The sequence below is a fragment of the Spongiactinospora rosea genome (assembly GCF_003315795.1).
GTDB lineage: Bacteria > Actinomycetota > Actinomycetes > Streptosporangiales > Streptosporangiaceae > Spongiactinospora > Spongiactinospora rosea.
In genome coordinates this window covers 1-25,149 of the sequence record NZ_QMEY01000004.1, presented here as the reverse complement: position 1 = coordinate 25,149, position 25,149 = coordinate 1, and the positions used below count along the sequence as shown (strand labels likewise).

The 25,149-nt window shown below is 72.0% G+C and carries 21 protein-coding genes; 12 read left to right on the top strand and 9 right to left on the bottom strand.

Annotation, left to right across the window (positions count from 1 at the left end):
• Positions 1-17: 17 nt before the first annotated feature.
• Positions 18-662, bottom strand: coding sequence for an SACE_7040 family transcriptional regulator (locus DP939_RS12110; protein ID WP_450097539.1), 645 nt, complete (start codon positions 660-662; stop codon positions 18-20).
• Positions 663-733: 71 nt separating this feature from the next.
• On the opposite strand from DP939_RS12110, the gene DP939_RS12105 reads away from it, so the two are divergent.
• From DP939_RS12105 to DP939_RS12090, 4 genes are read left to right on the top strand one after another with little or no spacing between them, the layout of a single operon-like run.
• Positions 734-2,344 (top strand): carboxyl transferase domain-containing protein, encoded by a 1,611-nt coding sequence (locus DP939_RS12105; protein WP_225878191.1) that lies wholly within the window; start codon positions 734-736, stop codon positions 2,342-2,344.
• A 6-nt stretch (positions 2,345-2,350) separates the two neighbouring features.
• Positions 2,351-4,333, top strand: a complete 1,983-nt coding sequence (locus DP939_RS12100; RefSeq protein ID WP_113980774.1) for an acetyl/propionyl/methylcrotonyl-CoA carboxylase subunit alpha — start codon at positions 2,351-2,353, stop codon at positions 4,331-4,333.
• Positions 4,330-5,262 (top strand): hydroxymethylglutaryl-CoA lyase, encoded by a 933-nt coding sequence (locus DP939_RS12095; protein WP_113980773.1) that lies wholly within the window; start codon positions 4,330-4,332, stop codon positions 5,260-5,262. Before DP939_RS12100 ends, DP939_RS12095 begins: the two co-directional genes overlap by 4 nt.
• 10 nt (positions 5,263-5,272) lie before the next feature.
• Entirely contained in the window at positions 5,273-6,427 is a 1,155-nt protein-coding gene (locus DP939_RS12090) for an acyl-CoA dehydrogenase family protein (protein ID WP_113980772.1), read from the top strand.
• A 25-nt stretch (positions 6,428-6,452) separates the two neighbouring features.
• Here DP939_RS12090 and DP939_RS12085 read toward each other — a convergent pair whose 3' ends face one another.
• Positions 6,453-8,240: a hypothetical protein gene (locus DP939_RS12085; RefSeq protein ID WP_113980771.1), complete on the bottom strand. Its 1,788-nt coding sequence runs from the start codon at positions 8,238-8,240 to the stop codon at positions 6,453-6,455.
• 333 nt (positions 8,241-8,573) lie between these two features.
• Between DP939_RS12085 and DP939_RS12080 the strand changes: the two genes are divergently transcribed.
• The 4 genes from DP939_RS12080 to DP939_RS12065 are packed head-to-tail and all read left to right on the top strand — an operon-like array spanning position 8,574 to position 13,839.
• Positions 8,574-9,275: a response regulator transcription factor gene (locus tag DP939_RS12080; protein ID WP_113980770.1), complete on the top strand. Its 702-nt coding sequence runs from the start codon at positions 8,574-8,576 to the stop codon at positions 9,273-9,275.
• Complete coding sequence (locus tag DP939_RS12075; RefSeq protein ID WP_225878190.1) at positions 9,272-10,663, top strand: sensor histidine kinase; 1,392 nt, start codon at positions 9,272-9,274, stop codon at positions 10,661-10,663. The genes DP939_RS12080 and DP939_RS12075 overlap by 4 nt, the downstream gene beginning before the upstream one ends.
• 39 nt (positions 10,664-10,702) lie before the next feature.
• Positions 10,703-11,848: a bifunctional glycosyltransferase family 2/GtrA family protein gene (locus tag DP939_RS12070; RefSeq protein WP_113980769.1), complete on the top strand. Its 1,146-nt coding sequence runs from the start codon at positions 10,703-10,705 to the stop codon at positions 11,846-11,848.
• Positions 11,845-13,839 (top strand): ArnT family glycosyltransferase, encoded by a 1,995-nt coding sequence (locus tag DP939_RS12065; RefSeq protein ID WP_225878189.1) that lies wholly within the window; start codon positions 11,845-11,847, stop codon positions 13,837-13,839. Before DP939_RS12070 ends, DP939_RS12065 begins: the two co-directional genes overlap by 4 nt.
• Before the next feature lies 1 nt (position 13,840).
• Here DP939_RS12065 and DP939_RS12060 read toward each other — a convergent pair whose 3' ends face one another.
• The 6 genes from DP939_RS12060 to DP939_RS12035 form a co-directional block, all read right to left on the bottom strand.
• The gene (locus tag DP939_RS12060) at positions 13,841-14,101 is read right to left on the bottom strand and encodes a hypothetical protein (RefSeq protein ID WP_113980768.1); all 261 of its coding nucleotides are present in this window, start codon (positions 14,099-14,101) and stop codon (positions 13,841-13,843) included.
• Between the two features lie 74 nt (positions 14,102-14,175).
• Positions 14,176-15,036, bottom strand: a complete 861-nt coding sequence (locus DP939_RS12055; protein WP_113980767.1) for a helix-turn-helix domain-containing protein — start codon at positions 15,034-15,036, stop codon at positions 14,176-14,178.
• A 179-nt stretch (positions 15,037-15,215) separates the two neighbouring features.
• Positions 15,216-15,425, bottom strand: a complete 210-nt coding sequence (locus DP939_RS12050; protein ID WP_113980766.1) for a hypothetical protein — start codon at positions 15,423-15,425, stop codon at positions 15,216-15,218.
• A 165-nt stretch (positions 15,426-15,590) separates the two neighbouring features.
• Positions 15,591-16,367, bottom strand: coding sequence for an enoyl-CoA hydratase-related protein (locus DP939_RS12045; RefSeq protein WP_113980765.1), 777 nt, complete (start codon positions 16,365-16,367; stop codon positions 15,591-15,593).
• A 94-nt stretch (positions 16,368-16,461) separates the two neighbouring features.
• Entirely contained in the window at positions 16,462-18,171 is a 1,710-nt protein-coding gene (locus tag DP939_RS12040; protein ID WP_113981130.1) for a serine/threonine-protein kinase, read from the bottom strand.
• 120 nt (positions 18,172-18,291) lie between these two features.
• Entirely contained in the window at positions 18,292-19,659 is a 1,368-nt protein-coding gene (locus tag DP939_RS12035; RefSeq protein ID WP_225878188.1) for an FAD-binding oxidoreductase, read from the bottom strand.
• A 472-nt stretch (positions 19,660-20,131) separates the two neighbouring features.
• On the opposite strand from DP939_RS12035, the gene DP939_RS12030 reads away from it, so the two are divergent.
• The 4 genes from DP939_RS12030 (at position 20,132) to DP939_RS12015 (ending at position 24,900) form a co-directional block, all read left to right on the top strand.
• Positions 20,132-22,816 carry an immune inhibitor A domain-containing protein gene (locus DP939_RS12030; protein WP_225878237.1) on the top strand — a complete coding sequence of 895 codons (2,685 nt, stop codon included), beginning with the start codon at positions 20,132-20,134 and terminating at the stop codon, positions 22,814-22,816.
• 142 nt (positions 22,817-22,958) lie between these two features.
• Positions 22,959-23,897, top strand: coding sequence for a diacylglycerol/lipid kinase family protein (locus DP939_RS12025; protein ID WP_113980763.1), 939 nt, complete (start codon positions 22,959-22,961; stop codon positions 23,895-23,897).
• Between the two features lie 121 nt (positions 23,898-24,018).
• Positions 24,019-24,435, top strand: coding sequence for a hypothetical protein (locus tag DP939_RS12020; RefSeq protein ID WP_147267961.1), 417 nt, complete (start codon positions 24,019-24,021; stop codon positions 24,433-24,435).
• A 51-nt stretch (positions 24,436-24,486) separates the two neighbouring features.
• Entirely contained in the window at positions 24,487-24,900 is a 414-nt protein-coding gene (locus DP939_RS12015; RefSeq protein WP_318656279.1) for an HIT family protein, read from the top strand.
• A gap of 34 nt (positions 24,901-24,934) precedes the next feature.
• On the opposite strand, the gene DP939_RS46140 is transcribed toward DP939_RS12015, so the two are convergent.
• A partial coding sequence (locus tag DP939_RS46140; RefSeq protein ID WP_199565114.1) for a hypothetical protein occupies positions 24,935-25,149 on the bottom strand: 215 nt, incomplete at its 5' end.

The window sequence follows — 25,149 nt, the reverse complement described above, 5'->3', positions numbered from 1 at the left end:
GCAAGTGTTAGTGTCCGCTAACTTCCGGCCGACGAGAGCGCCGCGCGGGCCATGGTGTGCAGCAGGCCCGCCATCGCTTCTGCGGGCAGCTCGCCCGCGCTGTGCGGCGTGGAGTTCAGCAACCCCAGCACCGCGTGCGTGGCCGCCCGCAACCGCGCCTGCGGGCAGGCCGGGTGCAGCTCGCTGAGGACGGTCACCCACTCCTCGACGTACAGGCGCTGCAGCCGCCGGATGGCCCGCCGGGCGGACTCGGGGACGTTGTCCAGCTCCCGGTCGTGCACGGTGATCAGGGCCGGGTCGCCGAGGGCGAAGGCCACATGCCCGGCGAGCAGCGCGTCCAGCGCCTCCTGTGGACCGTCCGCCGAGGTCACCACGGCCGCGCCCGCCGCGCGCAGCCGTTCGCTGATGTCCAGCAGCATCTCCGCCAGCAGCGCGTCCTTGCCGGTGAAGTGCCGGTAGAGGGCGGGCCCCGACGTGCCCACCGCCGCCCCGATGTCCTCGATCGAGACGCCGTGGAACCCGCGCGCGGCGAACAGCGCCGCCGCGGCCCGCAGGATCTCCGCGCGCCGCGACCCCCGCGCCCGGCCGCCCCCAGGCGGTCTGGCCGTGGCGGTGCCGTGCGGGGTAGGGGTCGAACGGGGCGATTCCGAAGGCGGTGTCACCCTTGGCATGGTAGACGGTTACGTTAATGGTCACTAACATCCGTATTCAGAAGCCAGGAGGTGGTGTGCCCGTGCGCGAACGAGGCGGTGGGGACGCGTGGCCCGTACTCCGGTCGGCGGTCGATCCCGGCGGCGAGGCGTACAAGCAGAACGCGGCGGCCAACGAGCGGCTGGCCGCCGAACTGCGCGAGAAACTGGCCGTCGCCGCGGCGGGCGGCCCCGAACGCTCCCGGGCCAGGCACGTCGAGCGCGGCAAGCTGCTCCCCAGAGATCGCGTCGACGCCCTGCTCGACCCGGGCTCGCGCTTCCTTGAGCTGTCGCCGCTCGCCGCGACCGGCATGTACGACGACGCCGCCCCCGCCGCCGGGATCATCACCGGAGTGGGCCGGGTGAGCGGCCGCGAGGTCGTCGTGGTGGCCAACGACGCCACCGTCAAGGGCGGCACCTACTACCCGATGACCGTCAAGAAGCACCTGCGCGCCCAGGAGGTCGCTCTTCACAACCGCCTGCCGTGCGTGTACCTGGTCGACTCCGGCGGCGCGTTCCTGCCCGCCCAGGACGAGGTCTTCCCCGACCGCGAGCACTTCGGCCGGATCTTCTACAACCAGGCCACCATGTCCGCCAGGGGCATCCCGCAGATCGCCGCCGTGCTCGGCTCGTGCACCGCGGGCGGGGCCTACGTCCCGGCGATGAGCGACGAGGCCGTCATCGTCCGCGCCCAGGGCACGATCTTCCTGGGCGGCCCGCCGCTGGTCAAGGCGGCCACCGGCGAGGAGGTGAGCGCGGAGGAGCTGGGCGGCGGCGACCTGCACGCCCGTACCAGCGGCGTCACCGACCACCTGGCCGAGGACGACGCGCACGCGCTGGCCATCGTCCGCGACATCGTGAGCACCCTCGGTCCGCGACCGCCGTCCCCGTGGGAGGTCGCCCCCGCGGAGGAGCCCGCCCACGACCCGCGCGACCTGTACGGCATCGTCCCGCCCGACCCGCGCGTGCCCTACGACGTGCGCGAGGTGATCGCCCGCCTGGTGGACGGCGGCCGGATGCGGGAGTTCAAGGCCGAGTACGGCCCGACGCTGGTCACCGGCTTCGCCCGGCTGCACGGCCACCCGGTCGGGATCATCGCCAACAACGGCATCCTGTTCAGCGAGTCGGCCCTGAAGGGCGCGCACTTCATCGAGCTGTGCGACCGGCGGTCCATCCCCCTGGTCTTCCTCCAGAACATCAGCGGCTTCATGGTCGGCAAGGCGTACGAGGCGGGCGGCATCGCCAAGCACGGCGCCAAGATGGTCACCGCCGTGGCCTGCGCGCGGGTCCCCAAGTTCACCGTCGTGATCGGCGGCTCCTTCGGCGCGGGCAACTACGCGATGGCCGGCCGCGCCTACTCCCCGCGCTTCCTGTGGATGTGGCCCAACGCCCGGATCTCGGTGATGGGCGGCGAGCAGGCGGCGAACGTGCTGGCCACGGTACGCCCCGGGATGACCCCGCAGGAGGAGGAGGCGTTCAAGCTCCCCATCCGGGAACAGTACGAGCGCCAGGGCAACCCCTACTACTCCACCGCCCGGCTGTGGGACGACGGGGTGATCGACCCGCTCGACACCCGGACCGTGCTCGGCCTGGCCCTCGGCGCGGCGGCCAACGCCCCCCTCGACGACGTCGGCTACGGCGTCTTCCGGATGTGAGGTTCGATGTTCGAGACGGTCCTCATCGCCAACCGCGGCGAGATCGCGGTACGCGTCATCCGCACCCTGCGCCGGCTCGGCGTACGTGCGGTCGCGGTGCACACCGCCGCCGACGCGGGCGCGCGTCACACCACCGACGCCGACGTGTCGGTGGAGGTGCCCGGTTACCTCGACATCGAGGCGATCGTCGCCGCCGCGCTGGCCACCGGGGCGCAGGCGGTCCACCCCGGCTACGGCTTCCTGGCCGAGAACCCCGCCTTCGCCCGCCGCTGCGCCGAGGCCGGGCTGGCCTTCGCCGGTCCGCCGCCGGAGGCGATCGAGGCCATGGGCGACAAGATCCGGGCCAAGGCCACGGTCGCGGCGGCGGGGGTGCCCGTGGTGCCCGGCGGCGCCGAGCCCGCCGACGACCTCGCCGAGGCCGCCGCGCGGGTCGGGTTCCCGGTGCTGGTCAAGCCGTCGGCGGGCGGCGGCGGCAAGGGCATGGTCGTGGTCCGCGAGGCGGCCGAGCTGCCCGGCGCGGTCGAGTCGGCCCGCCGTACCGCCCGCGCCGCGTTCGGCGACGGCACGCTGCTGATCGAGCGCTTCGTGGAGAACCCGCGGCACATCGAGATCCAGATCCTCGCCGACGGGCACGGCGGGGCCGTGCATCTCGGCGAACGCGAGTGCAGCCTGCAACGCCGGCACCAGAAGATCATCGAGGAGGCCCCTTCGCCGTTCCTGACGCCGCAGGTCAGGGAGCGGATGGGCGGCGCTGCCGTCGAGGCCGCGCGCGCGGTGGGCTACGCCGGTGCGGGCACGGTCGAGTTCATCGTGGACGGCACCACCGGCGAGTACCACTTCATGGAGATGAACACCCGGCTGCAGGTCGAGCACCCGGTGACCGAGCTGGTCACCGGCCTGGACCTGGTGGAGCTGCAACTGCGGGTGGCCGCCGGGGAGCCGCTGCCGTTCGGCCAGGACGAGGTACGCCTGACCGGCCACGCCGTCGAGGCCCGCGTCTACGCCGAGGACCCGGCCCGCTCGTTCCTGCCCACCGGAGGCCCGCTGCTGGTCCTGCGCGAGCCGGACTCCGGGGCGCGCGGCGACCACGCCACCGTGCGGGTCGACTCCGGGATCGCCGAGGGCGGCGTGGTGGGCGGCGGCTTCGACCCCATGCTGTCCAAGGTCATCGCCTGGGCGCCGGACCGCGCGGGCGCGCTGCGGGCGCTTTCCGACGCGCTCGCCGAGACGGTGATCCTCGGGCTGACCACCAACATCCCGTTCCTGCGGGCGTTGCTGACCCATCCCGAGGTCCGAGCGGGGACGCTCGACACCGGCCTGGTCGAACGGCGGCTTGCGGACCTGGTGCCGCCCGCCGTACCGCCCCGCGACGTACTGGCCGCCGCCGCGCTGGCCTTCCACGACGGCCTGGCCCCCGCCGGGCCCGCCGACCCCTGGCAGGTCCCGGACGGCTGGCGGGTCGGCGAGCACGCCTGGACCACCTGGCGGCTCGCGCCCAGGGGCGGCGACACCACGCGCGTCGAGGTCCGCGGGGTGCCCCGCTCGGGCGCCGCCGTACGCATCGGCGACTGGACGGCCGCCGCCCGGCTCGACACGCGGGGCGACCGCGAGGCGCTGGTCACCCTCGACGGGGTCGCCAGACGGTACTCCCTGGCCGCGGACGGCGACTCGGTGTGGCTCGGCGCCGGCGGCGCGGCCTGGAACGTGGCCCGCCACCTGCTCGGCGACCCCGGCGACCGCGAGCGCCAGGGCGGCGCGGGCGACGGCGTGGTGCGCAGCCCGATGCCCGGCACGGTCCTGGTGGTCAAGGCCGCACCCGGCGACACGGTCGCCGAAGGACAGCCGCTGCTGATCGTGGAGGCCATGAAGATGGAGCACACCGTCACCGCCCCGGTCGGCGGCGTGGTCACCGAGCTGCCGGTCCGCGCAGGCGCGCAGGTCGAGATGGACGCGGTGCTGGCCGTCGTCAAGGAGGGGGAGCAGGCATGATGCGCGAGCCGTACACCGTGCCGACGCCCGGACTGCCGGAACGGGTGACCGTCTACGAGGTCGGCCCGAGGGACGGCCTGCAGAACGAGGCCGCCATCGTGCCGGTGGAGGTCAAGGCCGAGCTGATCGGCAGGCTGGCCGCCGCCGGGCTGACCACGATCGAGGCGACCAGCCTGGTCCACCCCAAGTGGGTGCCCCAGCTCGCCGACGCCGAGCAGCTGCTCGGCGCGATGCCCCGCCGGGCCGGCGTGCGCTACCCCGTCCTGGTGCCCAACGAACGCGGGCTCGACCGGGCCCTCGCGCTCGGGGTGACCGACATCGCGATCTTCGGCAGCGCCACGGAGACCTTCGCCCAGCGCAACCTGAACCGCAGCGTGGCCGGGCAGATGGAGATGTTCGCCCCGGTCGTCGCGCGAGCCCGCCAGGAGGGCATGCGGGTGCGCGGCTACCTGTCGATGTGCTATGGCGACCCCTGGGAGGGGCCGACGCCGATCGAACGCACGGTCGCCGTGGGCCGCGACCTGCTCGCCCTCGGCTGCGACGAACTCTCCCTGGGCGACACCACCGGCGTCGCCACCCCCGGCCACGTCGCGGCGCTGCTGGACGCGTTCGCCGCCTGCGACGTCGGCCCCGGGAGGCTCGCCGTCCACTTCCACGACACCTACGGCCAGGCCCTGGCCAACACCCTGGCCGCGCTCCAGCGCGGCATCACCGTCGTGGACGCGTCCACGGGCGGCCTCGGCGGCTGCCCGTTCGCCGAGTCCGCCACCGGCAACCTGGCCACCGAAGACCTCGTCTGGATGCTCCACGGGCTGGGCGTGCAGACCGGCGTCGATCTGGCCGCCCTCGTCGAGACCGGCGCCTGGATGGCCGCCAGGCTCGGCCGTCCCAGCCCGTCACGCGTCGTCCAGGCCCTATCCGGGAAGTGAGGCAGCTCTCATGAAGCTCAGCGACGAATACGAGGACCTGCGCAAGACCGTGGAGGGCTTCGCCCGTGACGTGGTCGCCCCCGTGATCGGCGACTACTACGAGCGGGAGGAGTTCCCCTACGACATCGTCCGCCAGATGGGCGCGATGGGCCTGTTCGGGCTGCCCATCCCCGAGGAGCACGGCGGCATGGGCGGCGACTACTTCGCGCTCTGCCTGGCCCTGGAGGAACTGGCCAGGGTCGACTCCAGCGTGTCGATCACCCTTGAGGCGGCGGTGTCGCTGGGCGCGATGCCGATCTACCGCTTCGGCGACGACGAGCAGCGCGCCCGCTGGCTGCCCGGGCTGGCGGCGGGGGAGATGCTGGGCGCGTTCGGGCTGACCGAGCCGGGCGGCGGGTCCGACGTACCGGGCGGCATGCGCACCAAGGCCCACCTGGACGGCGACGAGTGGGTGATCAACGGGACCAAGGCGTTCATCACCAACTCCGGCACCGACATCACCGGCGTCGTGGCGGTCGCGGCCATCACCGGCACCACCGAGGGCGGGCGTCCGGAGATCTCCACGATCCTGGTGCCGTCGGGCACTCCGGGCTTCACGGTGTCGAAGAAGTACTCCAAGGTCGGCTGGTCGGCCTCCGACACCAGGGAGCTGTCCTTCGCCGACTGCCGGGTCCCGGCGGGCAACCTGCTGGGCCAGCGGGGGCGGGGGTACGCGCAGTTCCTCCAGACCCTGGACGAGGGCCGGATCGCCATCGCCGCCCTGTCGGTGGGCCTGGCCCAGGGCTGCGTGGACGAGTCGCTGCGCTACGTCCGCGAACGCCGGGCGTTCGGCCACCCCATCGGCCACTACCAGGCCATCCAGTTCAAGATCGCCGACATGGAGGCCCGCGCGCACACCGCCCGGCTGGCCTACTACCACGCGGCCGAGAAGATGCTGGCCGGCGAGCCGTTCAAGAAGGAGGCGGCCATCGCCAAGCTGGTCTCCAGCAACGCCGCGATGGACAACGCCAGGGAGGCCACCCAGATCTTCGGCGGCTACGGCTTCATGAACGAGTTCCCGGTCGGCCGCTTCTACCGCGACGCCAAGATCCTGGAGATCGGCGAGGGGACCAGCGAGGTGCAGCGCATGCTGATCGCCAGGGAGCTGGGCCTGTCCGCTCTGTGAGCGCACAGGCCCTGCGCGCGCCTCGTCAGGTGAGCTGGGCGTCCAGGCGGTAGCCGTCCACCGTGACGTAGACCTGGTCGCCCGGCCGCGCGTTCAGCCGCATCAGCACCGGCTGCAGCGAGTCGAAGACCGGCTGGCGATCTCGCCAGACCAGCACCACGGCGTTGTCGCCCGGCCCGGTGACCGACAGCAGCGTGCCCGGGCGCATGCCGAGCTGGGCCGCGTAGCCCTCGGGCACGGCCACCGGCTCGCCGCGCAGATGCTCGCTGGTGACCTCGATCCGCTGCCAGCGCCGCGGGTCCGACGTGGGGCTCGGCGGCGGGGGCGGGGGAGCGGACGGCGCGCCCGCCCGCTGGCCGGGGGTCAGGTGCGGGCGTCCGCTGCCGGACAGTGCGGAGAGCGTCGCCAGTGCCGCGCTCGGATCGATCGACGCGGGGTTGACCTGGGGGACCGGGCGGCCCTCCCGGTTGTGCCCGTTGGCCCCCGGTGTACGGCGGGGCAGCGGCTGGTTCGGCGGCGCGCCGCCGCCCATCGCCTCCTGGTCGTGCCGGGCGGGGTCGTGCGCGGGGGCGTCGGTCTGCAGCGCCTCCAGCCACGCCCTGGCCGAATGCGCGCGGATGCCGAGCTGGGTGAGCATCTCCACCACGTCGGCGTCCGCCGGTTTGCCCGCGAGCATCTGCCGGGTGCGTTCGCGCAGCCCGCCGAGGTCGCCGACGACCAGCCAGCCGTCCTGCAGCCGCCGGTCGGGCATCAGCGTGACCAGCACCCGCCAGAGCTGGGTGCGCAGCACGGGCACCTCGATGGGGTGCGCGGGGTCGGCCCCGATCAGTTGCTCCTCGGTGGCCGCCGCGCCCAGCCACTCGGTGAGCCGGAACAGGTGCCCGGTCAGCGGCGAGGACTCCGGCGAGCGCAGCCAGTGCAGCACCTGCTCCTCGGCCCGGCGCTGGGCCTGGGAGAGCACTTCGCGGTCCACGCCCAGCCGGTGCGCCAGCGCGCGCAGGCTGATCGGGTCGGCGGCGAACAGCCGTTCCACCGCGACGGCCTGTTCCAGCGGCTCCCAGCTTCTGAACATGCCGTCCAGCAGGCCGATGAGCGGGAACTCCGCGGTCGCCGCCGCGCCCTCGGACGCGGGCGCGGGGTAGGGCTGTGCGGGCGGTGCAGGCTGCTGCACGGGCGGTGCGGGCTGCCCGGGCGGGGCCTGACGGGCCTGCTGCGGCTGTGGCGCCGGGGCGGGGGCCTGTTGCTGAGGCGCGGGGGCCTGCGCGGCCGGGCGGCGCGGCAGCGCGGCGGCTGGCTCGCCGGTCGTGGCCGCTTGTGCCGGTACAGGCTGCGCCGGTACGGGATGCGCTGGGGCCTGTGCGGCCGGGCGGTCCGCCGAGGGGTGCGCCGGTATCCGCGTCAGCACCTCACGGAAGACCGCGCCGATGATGACCTCCAGTGCGGTGGAGGCCGCCGCGGCCGGTGTCACGAGGTCGCCCGGCGTGAGCCTGCACACGGTCGCCCACCCGCCGAGCCGGTCCACCACCGCGCGCGCCTGGGCCGGCCAGTGGACCGGCTCGGGCATGGTGAGCGTCTGCAGGGCGGGCAGCACGTCGGTCAGCGGGAGATGATCCCACCGGGACGCGGACAGGCGCGCGAGCCGGTCGCAGAGCCAGTCCAGCCCCATCACGGCGATCGCGCGAGGCAGTGTCACGGAGGCCCACCAGCCGGAAGGCAGTCGGGGGTCGGCCAGAACTTCGGCGACCTGCTTGGGCCGGCTCCAGCGCAGAGCCGGAACCAGATCGCTCAGGCAGATCGATGACTCGGCGTCCATCGGCAGACCGCAACCTCCCCAGAGTGACGCGTGTGGCTAATGGTGCAGCCTACGCCGCAAGCTATCAATTGGTGTCAATAGGGTAAAGCTCGTTGGCGGTGGAATCGGTGGAATCGCGTATCTAGCGGCTTCTATTGCAATCTGCCGCTCCCTGTCCCAATGGATGTTAAGGTGCGCCGCATGCCCCCCGCCCGGCCCCACGCGGTACATCCCGCCTTCCCGCCACGCCACCCCCACGGCACGCTGGTGGTCACTCCGGCCTCCTGACCTGCCCGTCCATATGGGCCGCCGGCTTTAACGCGTTTCTCATCAGGCGCGGTTAGGTTTTGCTTCGTGACCGCGCGACTACTGGTCGTAGACGATGAGCCCGCGCTGCGTGAGGCGCTTTCGGCGACGCTGGAGTTCGAGGGCTACACCGTCGGGGTGGCCGCCGACGGCATGGCCGCCCTCGACGCGCTCGCCCGCGAGCGCTACGACGCGGTGCTGCTGGATGTGATGATGCCGCGGATCGACGGGCTGACCGCGTGCCGCAGGCTGCGCGCCGCGGGCAACCGGGTGCCGGTGCTGATGCTCACCGCCAGGGAGACGGTCGGCGACCGTGTCAGCGGGCTGGACGCCGGGGCCGACGACTACCTGGTCAAGCCGTTCGAGCTGGACGAGCTGCTGGCCCGGGTGCGCGCCCTGCTGCGCCGCGGCGAGCCGCCCGGGGCGCGCGACGACGACGCGGACGAGGTCCTGCTGGCCTTCGGCGACCTCACGATGGACACCGCGGGCCGCGAGGTCAGCCGTGCGGGGCGTCCGCTGGAGCTGACCCGCACCGAATACCTGCTGCTGGAGTTCTTCCTGCTGCACCCCAGGCAGGTGCTCACCCGCGAGCAGATCCTCAGCGAGGTGTGGGGGTTCGACTTCGAGCCCGCCTCCAACTCCCTCGACGTCTACGTGATGTACCTCCGGCGCAAGACCGAGGCGGGCGGGCTGCCGCGGCTGATCCACACCGTGCGCGGCGTGGGCTACGTCCTGCGGGCCGCGCAGTGATCGGTCGCACCCTGCGCTCCCGGCTCACCGTGCTGGTGGCCGCGGCGGTCGCGGTGGCGATCGCGGTCTGCGCGGTGGCGTGCTGGATCATCGTGCGCGGCGAGATGGTCAAGCACCTGGACCGCGGCCTCCAGGGCCCGCCCGGCCCGGAGGGCGCCCGCAAGCGCGCCCAGGACATCGCCATGATCCTCAAGCACTGCGCCGACCCCAGGGCGGCCAGGGGCGACCCGCTGCGCGCCTATGTCCCGCCGCTGCAGTTCATCTACGCGGCCGACGGCCGGCGCTGCGTCCTCAGCCCCGGCGGCCTGCCGGTCACCGCCGCCGACCGCGCCATCGCCGCGCACGGCGGTAAGGTGATCAAGGACGCCACGACCGACTCCGGCATGGCCGTGCGCGTCAAGACCCAGCAGATCGCCCCCGGGGTGGCCGTCATGGAGTCGCGCTCGCTCGCCGAGCTGCACTCCACCCTGGCCCGCCTGGCCGGGCTCCTGGCGACCGTGGCGGCGCTCGGGGCTTTGGGCGCGGCCTCCGTCGGGCTGCTGATCTCCCGCACCGCCCTGCGCCCGGTCGGCAAGCTGACCGGCGCGGTCGAGCACGTCGGCCGGACCGGCGACCTCGCCACCCGCATCCCCGTCGAGGGCACCGACGAGATCGCCCGCCTCGGGGCCGCGTTCAACTCGATGACCAGCGCCCTGGCCCGTTCCCGCGACCGGCAGCGGCGGCTGATCACCGACGCCGGGCACGAGCTGCGCACCCCGCTCACCAGCCTGCGCGCCAACATCGACCTGCTGCTGCGCAGCGAGCACACCGGGCGGGCGATCGACCCCGCGGCCAAACGGCGGCTGCTCGGCAGCCTGAAGGCGCAGTTCGAGGAGCTGTCCACGCTGGTCGGCGACCTGCTCCAGCTCGCCAGGCCCGAAGGCGACCACAAGCCGGGCGAGCCGATCGCCTTCCACGACCTGGTGGGCGTCGCGGTGGCCCGGGCTCGGCTGCGCGCGCCCGCCGTCCATGTGACGATCGACCTGTCGCCCTGGCACGTCACCGGGCACGCCCCCACCCTGTCCAGAGCGGTGATGAACCTTCTGGACAACGCCGTGAAGTTCAGTCCGCCGGGCGGCACGGTGGAGGTGCGGCTGCGCGAGGGCAGGCTCACCGTGCGCGACCACGGGCCCGGCGTGCCCGCCGAAGACCTCGAACACGTCTTCGACCGCTTCTGGCGCTCGCCCACGGCCCGCAGCCTGCCCGGTTCCGGGCTCGGCCTGGCCATCGTCGCGCAGGCGGCCCGCGACGTGGGCGGCGAGGCGGGCATGGCCAACGCCCAGGGAGGCGGCGCGGAGGCATGGATGTCCCTCCCCGGCGTGGTTTTCTCATCTCCCGTTAACAATTGACTCACCCCTGTCAAATATCTGGTCCCCAGCGTGGGGGCCATGAGCATGAACGAGTTGACGGGTGCGCCACCGCGGACGCGGCTGGTCGAGATCGTCATTCCCGTGCACAACGAACAGCGGGTGCTGGAGGACAGCGTCCGCCGGTTGCACGGATATCTGTCGGCCGCGTTCCCCTTCGCCTTCCGGATCACGATCGCCGACAACGCCAGCACCGACGCCACCTGGGAGGTGGCCACCCGCGTCGCGCGCGATCTCGGCGACGTGCGGGCGGTCCGCATCGCGGAGAAGGGCCGGGGCAGGGCGCTGCGCCGGGTGTGGAGCCAGAGCGACGCCGACGTCGTCGCCTACATGGACGTCGATCTGTCCACCGACCTGGACGCCTTCCTGCCGCTGGTGGCCCCGCTGCTGTCCGGGCACAGCGACCTGGCGATCGGCACCAGGCTCGACGCCTCGGCCAATGTCGTGCGCGGCCCCAAGCGCGAGGTGATCTCCAGGGGCTACAACCTGCTGCTGCGGTCGGTCCTGGGCGCGCGGTTCTCCGACGCCCAGTGCGGGTTCAAGGCCGTGCGCGCCGAGGTCGCCCAGGCGCTGCTGCCCTCGGTGCGCGACGAGGAGTGGTTCTTCGACACCGAGCTGCTGCTGCTCGCCGAGCGGCACGGCCTGCGCATCCACGAGATCCCCGTCGACTGGGTCGACGACCCCGACAGCCGGGTCGACATCCTCAAGACCGCGCTCGACGACCTGCGCGGCGTGGTCCGCGTGGCGATGACCGGCGCGACCAGGCAGCTCCCGATCTTCGCGTTGATCGGCGGGATCAGCACCCTGGCGCACCTCGGGCTGTTCGTGGCGCTGCGCCAGTTGGTGCCCGCGGTCGCCGCCAACGCGCTCGCGCTGTTCCTCACCGCCATGGCCAACACCGCCGCCAACCGGCGGTTCACCTTCGGTGTCACCGGGCGGGCCGGGGCGGTGCGGCACCAGCTCGAAGGCGGTGTGGCGTTCGTCATCGGGCTCGGGCTGAGCACCGGCGGCCTGGCCCTGCTCGACTTCGTCGCGCCGCACGCCACCACCCTGGCCGAGGTCGGCGCGGTGGTCGCCGCCAACGGGCTGGCCACTCTGGTCCGCTTCCTGCTGCTGCGCACCTGGGTGTTCAACCTGCGCCGCCCGATCAACCGGGGGTTGCGTTGAGCGCCGCCACGACCACCGGGCCCGGCCTCGCCCCGGGCCCCACGTCCCGCGCCCGGGCGCTGCTGTCCCGGCTTCCGCCGGCCGCCGTTCTGGCGCTGGCCACCGTGCTCTACACCTGGGGCCTCGGCCGCAACGGGCACGCCAACACCTACTACTCCGCGGCGGCGCTGTCCGGCACGCAGAGCTGGAAGGCGTTCTTCTTCGGCGCGCTGGACGCCGGGTCGTTCATCACGGTCGACAAGCCGCCGCTCGCGCTGTGGGTGACGGGCCTGTCCGTGCGGGTCTTCGGCCTGTCGAGCTGGAGCCTGCTGCTCCCGCAGGCGGCGGCGGGCGTGGCCACCGTCTGGCTGCTGCACACGGCGGTGCGCCGCAGCGTCCCCGGCCGCCCCGGGCGCGTCGCGGCCCACCTGGCCGCGCTGGTGCTGGCGCTGACGCCGATCACCGTGGCGATCAACCGCGACAACAACCCCGACCCGATCCTGGTGCTGCTGCTCACCGGGGCCGCCTGCGCCTGCCTGGCCGCGCTGCGCGACGGGCGGATCCGCCCGCTGCTGCTCTGCGCCGTGCTCGTCGGCCTGGCCTTCAACACCAAGATGCTCCAGGCGTACCTGGTGCTGCCCGCCTTCGCCGGGGTCTACCTCTACGCGGCCCCTGGCTCCCTGGCCCGCAGGCTGCGCGCGCTGGCGGCGGCCGGGGCGGCACTGCTGGTCTCCAGCGCCTGGTGGATGACCATCGTCGACCTGTGGCCCGCCGCCGACCGCCCCTTCGTGGGCGGCAGCACCCACAACAGCATGTGGGACCTGGTGATCGGCTACAACGGCCTGGGCCGCTTCCTCGGCGCACAGGCGGGCACCCACCACCCGCCCGCCTTCGGCGGAGACCCCGGTCCGGGGCGGATGTTCAACGACCTGGTCGCCGGCCAGATCTCCTGGCTGCTGCCCTTCGCCCTCATCGCGCTCGTCGCGGGCCCCCTCATCCTGTCGCGGGTGCCCACCGCGGGCTTCCCGCACGAGGGCGGGCGCCGCACCGAGCCGGTCCGCGCGGCACTGTCCCTGTGGGGTGGCTGGCTGGTGGCCCACCTGCTGGTCTTCAGCTTCACCAGCGGGGTCTTCCACCCCTACTACACGGCCGTGATGGCTCCGGCCATCGCCGCCCTCAGCGGCATCGGCGCGGTCCTGCTCTGGCGCGCCCGCACCCATTCCAGGGCCTGGGCCTGCCTCCCCCCGGCCTGCATCGCCCTGACCACCGCCTGGGCGTTCACCGTCCTCCGCCGCACCCCAGAGTTCGCCCCCTGGCTCCCCTGGACCCTGGCAGCCACCTCAACAGCCATCACAGCCGCCCTGACCCTGCGCACGCTCGCCCGGGTGGGGCCGGCATGGCTCCGGGTATTGGTCCCGGGCGCGGCGGTGGTGGTGGGGCTTGGGGGGCCTGCGGCGTTTGCGGTGATGCCGCTCGGGGCGGCGGTGAGTGGGGGGAATCCCACGGCAGGGCCTGAGGTGGGGCCGATTCCGGGGCTGCCGCCGGGGGTGCTGGGGGCGTCGCGGGTTTCGAAGGCCGTCGGGTTCGGGGGTCGGCCCGGGGGCTTTGAGGGGCGGGTGAGCGAAGGGCTGATCGCGTATCTGAAGCACAATCAGGGCGGGGCGACGTGGCTGGCCGCGTTCGGGAACGCGCAGCCCGCCGCGCAGGTGATTCTGGACACCGGGCGGCCGGCGCTGGCGATGGGCGGGTTCCTCGGGTCCGATCCGGCGATGACCGTGGAACGGTTGCGCGATCTGGTCGCGGCCGGGCGGTTGCGCTATGTGGTCCCCGGTGGTGGGGTGCGGGCCGCGAACCGTGGTGACCGCGGGCTCACCCAGTGGGTGGAGGCCACCTGCGCGCCGGTCGATCCCGTCGAGTACGGCGAGCGGCGTCCACCCGGCTGGCCCAAGCTGGAGCCGACCCCCAAGGGGCGGCGGGGCGATGGCACGCGGGTCTATCGCTGCGGGGGGTGATTCAGGCGGGGAGCGCGGCCAGCAGGAAGGCCAGCCGGTCGGCGGCGGCGTCGACGTCGTCCATGTCGCCCAGGCGGTAGCCCCATGAGGTCACGAACGCGCCGTCGGAGCAGGTGACCGTCTCGAACAGCGTCGAGCTGAACCGGTTGCGGACGCACACGTAAGCCGGGTCGCTGTTCAGGGCGATGCTCTGCACCGAAAGATCGGCATGCCGCCGGGTGGCACCGGCGAAGCGCTCAAGACAGGACAGTGTGTCCATCATCGTGAGTCACCTCCGCAACTTTTTCTCGCGACAGGATTGCACGATCAATGGGGCCAGGCAAGCAATTGCGGCATTTAGTCCGTGGCAGTTTCGGTCTGGCGGTCGAAGTCGTCCAGCACACGAACGATCACCGCGCGGGCTTCGTCGTCGAACGCCGCGATCTCGCAGAACTCTTCGAACACACGTCCATAGAAGGCGATGTCCTCCGGATCGCGGAGCATCAGCTCCTTGGTCCGGGTGGCGACGCCGACGAGCGTCTCGTTGTAGATCCAGAATCCGTTCAGCACGGCCGAGGGGAGCGGCGCCTCGAACGGCACCACCCCGAACTCCACGTTCGGCAGCGTGCTCACCGCGAGCAGCCGATCCAACTGGCCGCGCATCACGTTGAGCGGCGCGAGCCGGTAGCGCAGCGCGGCCTCCGGCATCAGAAACCGGAACCGCCGCCTGCCGTCGTACAGGATCTCCTGCCGCTGCATCCGCACCCGGATCGCCGCGTCGATCTCCTCGGCCGCACTGTAGAGGCGCTTGACCTTCGCGAAGACGTTGCGCGCGTACTCGGCCGTCTGCAGCAGCCCGATGACCAGGCCCGGCTCGAACACCCGGAATAGCTGCGTCCGGGCCTCAAGGTCGCGCATGTCCTCCTGGATGGCGGCCAGCCCGCTGCGATGCCGCTGCCGCCAGGAGTCGTGCCGCTCGACCAGGCTGATCACCTGGGCGATCAGCTTGTCCACGACCTCGGGCGGGGCGTCCACCGCCTGCGCCCACACCACCACGTCGTCCTCGGAGGCCGTCTGCCGGGCGTTCTCCAGCCGGGAGACCTTCGACGGCTGCCAGGCGAGGCGTTCGGCGAGCTCCTTGCCCGACAGGTGGGCGGCCTCGCGTAGTTGCCGGAGGTGCATGCCCAAGTCGATCCGGGCCTGCTGGAAGCTGCTCAAACCTACCTCCGGGTGGGGCGCCGGACGGCCGGCGACGCCAGGACCCTGTCGCTCCGGTCCGAGGAGTCACGAATGCGGAAGACAGTAGACCGCGCCCGCCGTTCTATCCAGAGGGCGCGCCCGAATCGTGATCAACGCGCATTCACGCGCCCCTGGCACTCCCGCGCCCCATCGCGCGTTCAGCGGCCGAGGACCCGCTTGGCCACCTCCGTGAGCAGTTCCCGGGGGATCTCGACGACGGTCTCGCCTTCGAGCACGTCACGCAGGTCACCCAGGGCCTCGCCGTCGGTGACCCGCATGCCCTGGACGACGATGGTGCCCCGATCGGTCTCGTAGAGCGACGGGCAGGCTCCCGCCTCGGACGTGGAACCGAGGAATCGCAGACGCATGATCGATCCTTCCCCGAGCGGACCTCGCATTGCAATTGCGCGCAATTGTAGCGATCTATGAGGATGGGATCTTTATAGCTACCCAGAAGGTATAAATTACGGTCACAAAACTGCAACGCCGCGCACGCCACGCCACCTATGCACATCTGCGCAGCCGTGCGAGCGTCAGCGGACCCAGGACGGCGGGCGCTTCTCGGCGAAGGCGCCGATGCCCTCCTGGCCCTCGGCGGAGGTGAAGCGTTCGGCGGAGAGCGCGGCCATCCGGCGCAGGCCCTCCTCGATCGGCAGCGCGGGCACCTCGCGGACCAGGCGCTTGGTGATCGCCAGCGCCTCCGGGCCGCCGAGGCGCAGCATCCGGGCGTAGTGCTCGACCGTGGTGTCCAGCTCGTCGTCCGGCACGGCCCTGGTGAGCAGCCCGATCTCCGCGGCCCGGTCGGCATCGAAGACCTCGCCGGTCAGGAAGTACTCCGCCGCGGCGCGCGGCTCCACCCGGCGCAGCACGGTGACCGAGATCATCGCCGGCACCACGCCCAGCCGTACCTCGCTGAACGCGAACGACGCCGACCGCGGCGCGATGGCGAAGTCGCAGGCCGCGACCAGGCCGAGCCCCCCGGCGCGGGCCGTGCCGTTGAGCCGGCAGATGGCCGGTTTGGGGCTGTTCCACAGCAGGGTCATGATCTCCGGGAGCGCCCCGGTCACCGGCGCGGACGCGGGCAGGCCGGGCTCCGGGGCCCGCTGCTCCTTCAGGTCGGCCCCCGAGCAGAAGACCGTTCCGGTCGCGGTGAGCACGACGACCCGCACGCCGTCGTCGTCCAGTGCCCGGCGCAGCCGGCCGTCCAGCTCGTCGAGCAACCGCGTGGACAGGGCGTTCCGGTTGCGCGGCGAGTCCATCGTGATCGTCGCCACGCCGTCGGCCGCCTGCGCGTGCACCAGTTCTTCCACGTCAACCCACCATCCGATCGTGCGCTGCCTCGGGGGCTTCAACTCTCGCATGCGGCGGCGCGTGCCCGATCATGGGCCTCCCGGATCGCCGGGGTCAGCCGCAGTGGCTCCAGCCGCTGGTCCAGCGGGCCGACCCGAAGGAGCCGCCCCACATGACGCACCTCTTGGCGGCGGCCAGCCGCACCGGGCCCGCGTAGGCGGTGAACCTGCCGCTGTCGCCGGCCGAGCCGCCGCCCTTCACCTGGAGCGTGGCGCTCATCGCGGCCTTGGCCGGCACGACGTACTTCGACATCGTCACCACGCAGTTGCGGCCCGCCGCGGCACTGTAGAGCAGGTACACGGTGGCGCCGCCGCCGAGCCCGTGGGAGTTGATCACCTTGTAGCCGGAGCCGCAGACGCCCGCGGGGGTGTGCGGATTCGGCTTGGGCTGTGGCTTGGGCGACGCGGTGGTCCTCGTCGGGGACGGCCTGCTGGTGGGCCTGCTGGTGGGTTTGGTGGTCGGCTTGATCGTGGGCTTGGCGCTGGGCTCGGGCGGCCCGGCCGTCGCGCTCGGCGTGGGCTTGGCGGGCGTGCGCGTCGGCTCGGGCTTGGGGGTCTTGGTACGCCGGGACGCGGGCTCGTTCGCCCGCTCCGCGGCACGGCTGGCCGGGTGGTCGCCCGGCGGGTCGTGCGGCGCGCGGGTCTTACGCGGCGGCGCGGCCGACTCCCAGTCGCCGGTCTCGGGGGTCGGCGGCGGCGGTTCGGCCTTGCTCGGCGGGACGGCCCGCTCCCGCACGGTACTGGCGGCCTGCGGCGTGCCCGGGGTGAGGCTGTCGGCCATCAGGGTGAGCGTCCCGGTCTTGGCGAGCACCACCGACCCGCCGCCCAGGACCACCACGCCCGCCGCCAGGGCCGCGACCAGTACCGCGGGCCGCTTGCCCCGGCCGCCGCGCCGAGGCGTCTTCAGCGGCCCGGTGGGCACCTCGGCGCCCGGCACGATCGTGCGCAGCGGCCCCGCCGTCTGCCCGGTCAGGTGCCCGACCAGATTCTCGGCCATCGGCCGCAGGGACGGGTCCTTGGACAGGCAGGCCGCCACGACGTCGCGGATCGGCCCGGTGAGGTCGCCCATGTCCGGATCGCTGTGCAGAATCCGGTTCATCACCACCGGGATGGAGTCCTGGCCGAACGCCGGTCGCCCGGTCGCGGCGAACACCATCGTGACGCCCCAGGCGAACACGTCGGAGGCGGGGGAGACCGGCTCGCCCGCGAGCTGTTCCGGGGCCAGGTACGACGGCGTGCCGATGGCCATGCCGGTCGCGGTGGTGCCCGGCGCGTCCAGGGCCCTGGCGATGCCGAAGTCGATGACCACCGGCCCTTCCGGGCCCATCAGCACGTTGGCGGGCTTCAGGTCGCGGTGCAGGATCCCGGCCCGGTGGATGGCGGCCAGCGCGGTGGCGGTGGCGATGGCCAGCCGTTCCAGCGCCCCGCCCCGGCGCGGCCCCTCGCGGTCCACGAGTTCGCGGAGCGAGGGGCCGGGGACGTACTCGCTGACGATGTAAGGGCGGTTGCCCGCGAGGTCGGCGTGCAGTACCGGGGCGGTGCAGAAGCGGGCCACCCGCTGGGCCAGCGCCACCTCGCGCAGGAACCGCGTCCGCGCCTCCTCGTCGGCGGTCAGGCCGCTGTGCAGGAGCTTGACCGCGACCTGCTCGCCCGCCGGGCCGCGGCCCAGGTAGACGACCCCTTGGCCGCCTTCACCGAGCCTGCCGACCAGCTCGAAGGAGCCCAGGCGGCGCGGATCTTCTGTGCTCAGCGGCCAGGCCTGCACCGGTTGCTCCACCCCCGACAAATCACCTGAAAATGCCTAAGTTTGGCATGTCACGCTACCAGTGTGCGCCGTGGGGCGGGTGCGAACGGCGACAGCGCGGGGGATGGGCCGGGCCGGTGTTCAGATGGCCTTGCCGGGGTTGAGGATGCCCAGCGGATCGAACACCTTCTTGATGCCCGCGTTGATGCCGCTCGCCAGCGGGCCGGTCTCCAGTTCCAGCCAGCGCCGCTTGAGCAGGCCCACGCCGTGCTCCCCGGTGAGCGTGCCGCCGAGGTCCAAAGCGGTCCGGAAGACCTCGTCGGCCGCGTCCCAGACGTTCTGCGGCGGCTCGGGGACGCCGTGGTCGAAGACGAACACCGGGTGCAGGTTGCCGTCGCCCGCGTGCGCGACCGTGCAGATCAGCACGTCGTGCTTGGCCGCGGCGGCCTCGATGGCGGTCATCATGTCCGGCAGCGCGGAACGCGGCACGCAGACGTCCTCGACCAGGCAGTTGCCCAGGCGCTCCTTGGCCGAGTAGGCCATCCGGCGGATGCCGATCAGTTCCTCGGTCTCGGCCGGGCTGTCCGACACGGCGACGAACGACGCGCCGTTCTCCATGCAGAGGTCGTGCATCCGCCGGGCCGCGGTCTGGCCGTCCGTGGCGTCGGACTGGGCGATCAGCATGGCCGCCACGCCCGCCTCCAGGCCGATGTTGCGCCAGTCGTCGATGGCCTTGAGCGTGGCCCGGTCGAGCAGTTCGAGCAGCGAGGGCTGGCAGCCCGCGGCGATGATCGCCGAAACCGCCGAGGCGGCGTCGCGCAGCGAGGTGAACTCCGCGGCGATCGTGGCGGGCGGGACGAGCGGGGCGCGGCGCAGCCGTACCGTGGCCGAGGTGATCACGCCCAGCGTGCCCTCCGACCCAACGAACAGCCCGGTCAGGTCGTAACCGGTGACGCCCTTGACGGTGCGGCGGCCGGTGTTGAGCACCTGGCCGTCGGCGAGCACCACTTCCAGGCCGAGGGCCGAGTCGCGGGTCACGCCGTACTTGACGCAGCGCAGGCCCCCCGCGTTGGTGGCGAGGTTGCCGCCGACCGTGGAGATCTCGTAGGAGGAGGGGTCGGGCGCGTACATCAGCCCGTGCTCCCTGGCGGCGGCGTCGAGGTCGGCGGTGATCACGCCGGGCTCGACGACCGCGATCTCGTCGGCGGGGGAGAGTTCTTTGATCTGCGCCATCTTCGCCACGGAGAGGACCACGCAGCCCTCGCTCGCCGTGGCTCCACCGGCCAGGCCGGTGCCCGCGCCGCGCGGTACGACGGGCACCCGGTGCGCGGTCGCCCACCGCATCGTCTCGATCACGTCGTCGCGGCTCTGCGCGAGGACCACGCCGAGCGCCGCGCCGGGCGTGAGGAAGGTCCGGTCGCGGGAGTAGGAGTCGGTCACGTCGGGGTCGGTGAGCACTCGCCCATCGGGGAGGGCCTTGGCAAGGAGATCAATGGTGGAGCCGGTCACGTCTGCGACTCTACGCGGCGCCCTTTCGCGACCCGCACCCGGCCTTCCGTGTGGCGGTACGGCGTTCCGTTTCCCATCGGGCAGGTGGCTCCGGCAACCGGCCGGCCGAGCGACCGAACAGGGCACCACCAGGGCTGTGCTATGGAAATCCCTCAGCTAGGCGAATAGCCGCCGGAATTATCCATATTTGCCCCTTTTGTACTGCATATTGATCACAATTCCGCAACATACAGAATCCGGTTTACTCCTGGTTTACCTTCTCCTCTAACGTCCCGATTGCGGATTTCTAGGTGCCGCGTCACAGGCGTCGCAGAGATCCGGCGACGGCATGCTGACACCCGGTATGCCAGGACTTGTGCCCGGTAAACCCGGGCGAGGGAGGAACAGTCTGTTGTCCAGCAGAGGCAGGGGCGCCGGGCGGCGCCTACTCGCGCTCGTTCCAGCGATCGGCTTAACCGCCGCCGGATTGACGGTGGTGGGAGCCGCCGCTCCTTCGGACGCGTCGGTCGCCCGCTACCAGCCGAGCGCCGCCGACCATTACATCAACTACGCCGCTCCCCGCGTGCAGCAGGAGCACGACGAGCGCTCGCTCGACGATCGGGCCCGTTCGCTGTCTCCGGCCGAGAAGGTGGACCGGAAATTCTCCAGCGGTAACCCGGTCACCGGCCGGATCCTCGCGCAGCGGGAGCGCGAGGCGTTCAGGACCGGGAAGAACCCCGCGGAGTGGATCTTCAAGAAGTCCAAGCAGACGCGGACGGCCAAGCTGCTCACGCTGCTCGTGGAGTTCAACGAGAACGCCAATGACGACTTCTCCGGCTTCAAGCGTCCGCGCGTGATCGGCAGCCCCGCCAGCGACTGCGTCACCGAGCCGCCCGGCACGCTGCTCAATGGCCCGCTCCACAACAATCTGCCCGACCCCGCCACGCTGCCCAAGAAGGACAACAACAGCTTCTGGGTGCCGGACTTCAGCCCCGCGCACTTCAACAAGATGCTGTACACCAAGTCGGGCATCACCGAGCGGGTCCGCAAGGACCTCAAGGGCCCCGACGGCAAGCCGGGCATCGACATCTCCGGCTACACCATGAAGAACATGTACGAGGAGATGTCCAAGGGCGCCTACTCGGTCACCGGCGAGGCCGTCGGCTGGATCAAGGCCCCGCACTCCGAGGCGTGGTACGGCGCCGCCGCCTGTGGCGGAGCCTCCCAGGACATGTCCGGCCACCCGGACAACAAGGTCGGCGCGGCCCAGCTCGCGATCGACGCGGTGAACGTCCTGGCGGCCCAGCAGCCGAACTTCCCCTGGGCCGACTACGACCTTGAGGACATCTCCGACGCCGACGGCGACGGCAACTACGTCGAGCCCGACGGCGTGATCGACCACCTCGTGCTGGTCCACGCCGGCGCGGACAAGTCCGGTGACGGCGGCGACCAGGGCACGTACGCCATCTGGGCGCACTCCAGCGCGGTGGCGGGCGGCCACGTCATCCCCGGCACCAGCAAGAAGATCTCCAACTACATCGTGCAGCCGGAGGACTCCGGCGTCGGCGTGTTCGCCCACGAGTACGGTCACGACCTGGGCCTGCCCGACCTGTACGACACCTCCGGCAACGCCGAGAGCGCGGTCGACTTCTGGGACCTGATGTCCAGCGGCTCCCACTCGGGCCCGATCTTCCAGTCCATGCCGACCCACATGGGCCTGTGGGACAAGTGGGTGCTCGGCTGGGCGAACCCGAAGACGTTCGACCCCGGTGACAAGTCGCGGGTCGTGCCCGTCGGCCAGACCTCGCGCACGCCGAAGTACACCGAAGACGGTGTGCGGGTGAACCTTGCGAGCGAGCCGCTGGCGATGGTCAAGCCGCACAGCGGGACCAAGACCTGGTGGTCCAACCTGGACCAGGAGTGGGCCGACGTCAAGCTGGCCCGCGACGTCCAAGTGCCGAACGGCACCGACGTGAAGTTCTGGCTGTGGAACAACTACGAGATCGAGGCCGACTGGGACTACGGCTTCATCGAGGTGTCCACCGACGACGGCGCCACCTGGACCCAGCAGAAGGTTTACGACGAGGCCGGCACCGAGGTGACCACCCCCGACGGTTACCCCGACCCGAACAAGAACCTCGCCACCTTCGGCAACAAGAAGTACGGCCTGACCGGCAACACCGACGGCTGGCGGCACGACTACGTCAACCTGACCCCGTTCGCCGGTAAGACGATCAAGCTCAGGCTGACCTACAACAGCGACGCGGCCTTCACCCCGCGCGGCTGGCACGCGGACGACTTCGCGCTCACCAACGGCACCGAGACCGTCTGGAGCGACGACGTCGAGAACGGCGCCAACGGCTGGCTGACCATGGGCGGCACGCACACCAACACCCACGGCGCCGGCTGGAACCAGAACGACGGCCTTCGCACCATCGACCGGTTCTACCTCGCCGAGTGGCGCAACCTGGACGGCTTCGACAAGGGCCTGCAGTACGCCTACGACACCTCCTACCTGCGTGACGGCGCGTGGAAGGTGGAGAAGGTCAAGTACAACGCCCCCGGCATGCTGGTCTGGTACCGCGACTCCACGCACACCACCAACAACATCGCCGACACCATCGGCGCCCCGCCGAGCATCGGCCCCAAGGGCAGCCTGCTGCTGGTCGACTCGCACTACGAGCCGCTGCGGCGCACCGGCGTGGCCGCCGAGAAGGACCCCAACCTGAGCAAGAACCTCCAGGGCCGGGTCCAGACCTCCAACGCGGCCTTCTCCTTCAAGAAGACCTACCCGTTCACCGAGTGCCTGGAGGCGGCCGACGAGCCGTTCAGCGAGTACTGCACCAAGTTCGCGGCGCTCCCGGCCGTGCCGCACTTCACCGACGCCAAGACCTGGTACCCGGGCATCGAGGTGCGCGAGGACGGCCTGTACTACCGTGACGGCGACGCCTCGGTGGTCGTGCCCTCCAAGAACGACGAGGCCTACTCCACGCGCGTCGTGAACGTGGACGGCACTCCCGCCAAGGAGCTGTACGGCCAGGTCATCTCCGGCAACCACGTGCTCGGCTCCGGCAACCCCGGCGACGAGAAGAAGGCGCTCGGCGTCCAGCTCCGGCTGCTCACGCCGCTGCCCGGCAACCTCGCCGCCCTGATCCAGGTGACCCCGCCCAAGAAGTAGTGGGTCGCGCGGATCGATTTCGCTGATCGAAGACGCGTCGCCGTGGCCGGTCTCCCCGGCCGCGGCGACGCGTTCGCGTGAGAGCCGTACGATGTGCTCGGAAAACGGGCAGGTCGCCCGGCCGTACCGGGTGAGGGGAAGCGTGAGCGAGCAGCGCAGCAAGGACGAGCACACCGCGGCCATCAAAACCGACCGCAAGATCGCCGTGGTGGTCAACACCCACTCGCGCCGTGGTCGCCGCCGCTTTCCCGAGGTGCTGCGCCTGCTGGATGCCAAGGGCCTGAACCCCATGGCGGTCCACGCGGTGGTCAACCCCAAGCGGCTGCGCCAGACGCTGGAGAGCGCCCTGGCCCTCGGCCCCGACCTGCTGATCGTCGGCGGTGGCGACGGCACCCTGAGCAGCGCGGTCAGGCACCTGGCCCAGCGTGACGTCGCGCTCGGCGTGCTGCCGCTGGGCACCACCAACAACTTCGCCCGCAGCCTGGGCCTGCCGCTCGACCTGGCGGGCGCGGCCGAGGTGTTCCGCACCGGCAAGGTCGCCGACGTGGACGTCGGCATGGCGGGCGACCGGCCCTTCGCCAACCTGGCGAGCTTCGGGGTGTCGGTCGAGGTCGCGGGCACGGTACGTCCGTGGGTCAAGCGGCTGATCGGGCGCGCGGCCTATCCGCTGACCGCCCTCGCCGTACTCCCGCGCCACCGGCCCTTCCGCGCCTACATCACGGTGGACGGCCGCCGCCACGAACTGCTGACCCATCAGCTCAACGTGGCCAACGGCCGGTTCCACGGCGGCTGGCAGGTGGCCAGGGACATGAGCATCGACAACGGCACGCTGGTGGCCTACCAGCTCGGTTCGGGCAAGCGGCTGCGGCTGCTGCTGGAGACCATGGTCAGGGCGGTCAGCGGGCGCTGGCGCAGCCTGGCGGGCGGGCCGTTCGTCGTCGGCGGGGAGATGCTGCTGGAGACCGACCCGCCGATGGCCGCCGACGTGGACGGCGAGGTACGGCTGAGCACCCCGCTGACCCTGCGCACGGTGCCGAACGGCCTGCGGGTGATGGTCCCCGAGAGCTTCGACGACCGCTGAGCGGACCGCTGGGAGCACCGCCGAGCGGGCGTCTGGTTTGCCCGCTCTGTCCTGGGTAGACGGATCCCCACATTCCCCGACTTTTCGAGATTCGACGGGTCGAGTCATGTGGAGGTTCGAGATGAGCGAGACCGATCCGGGCGGGCCGCCCTCACGGCACACCGCGGGTGAGGTGGGGGCCCGCAGGCACCCCGTGGGCGAGGCCGTACGGGCCGATGAGAGCGGTTCGCTGAACGTCCCGCCCACCCAGCGCGACGAGGGCACAGAGGCCGCCAGAGAGGCCCACCGCGGCACCGGCGAGGACACCGGCGTGCCCACCCCCGCCTCGGGCCGGGGGAGCGGCGAACCGATCGCGGGGACATCGGCCCCCGCGGGCCTGGACCGCACCCGCTCCACCGGCGACACCGACCGGGTCCGCGAGGCCGCGGCCGACATCCGCGACGAGTTCCGGCGGCGGCGCAGGCCGACGAAGTTCATGCTGATCGCGGCGGGCACCGCGGTCGCCCTGATCGCCCGCCGCCTGCTCCGCCGCCGCTGAGGGCCGGCGAGTGCCGCCGGGCCGACAGACCGAGCTGACAGACTGAGGGGCGTGGAGTGCCTTTTCTGTGCCATCGCCGCGGGCGCGCAGCCCGCGCAGATCGTGCTGGACGACGAGGTCGCGGTGGCCTTCCTGGACACCAGGCCGGTGTTCAAGGGTCATGTGCTGGTCGTCCCGCGCGAGCACGCCGAGACCCTGACCGACCTGCCGGTCCCGGCCGTGGGGCCGTTCTTCCAGCGGGTACAGACCGTGGCCGCCGCCGTGGAGGAGGGCCTGTCGGCCGCGGGCACGTTCGTGGCGATGAACAACCGGATCAGCCAGAGCGTCGCCCACCTGCACGTCCACGTGGTGCCCCGCAACCGCAAGGACGGCCTGCGCGGGTTCTTCTGGCCCAGGATGAAGTACGCCGACGAGGCGGAGGCGGCCTCCTACGCGGAGAAGATCCGCTCCGCGCTGCCCGGCTGACCGGCTAGCCCCGTTTTCCGCACGTGAGTGATCTTCAGCGGAGGTCTCGTGGATCGATGTCGAGGAGGTCCAGGAGATCGAGTTGGAGATCGGTGGGGTGCGGGATGATCGGGGGTGATTGGCCGGTGCCCGGGATCAGCCGGATACCGGCCAGCGCGTCGAGGATGAGCTTGCCGGTGGGCACGGCGGGCCGTCCGGCGTACAAGCCGTCCATCTTGGCCTGGCCGCGAGCCGCCAGGGCGTGGCGGA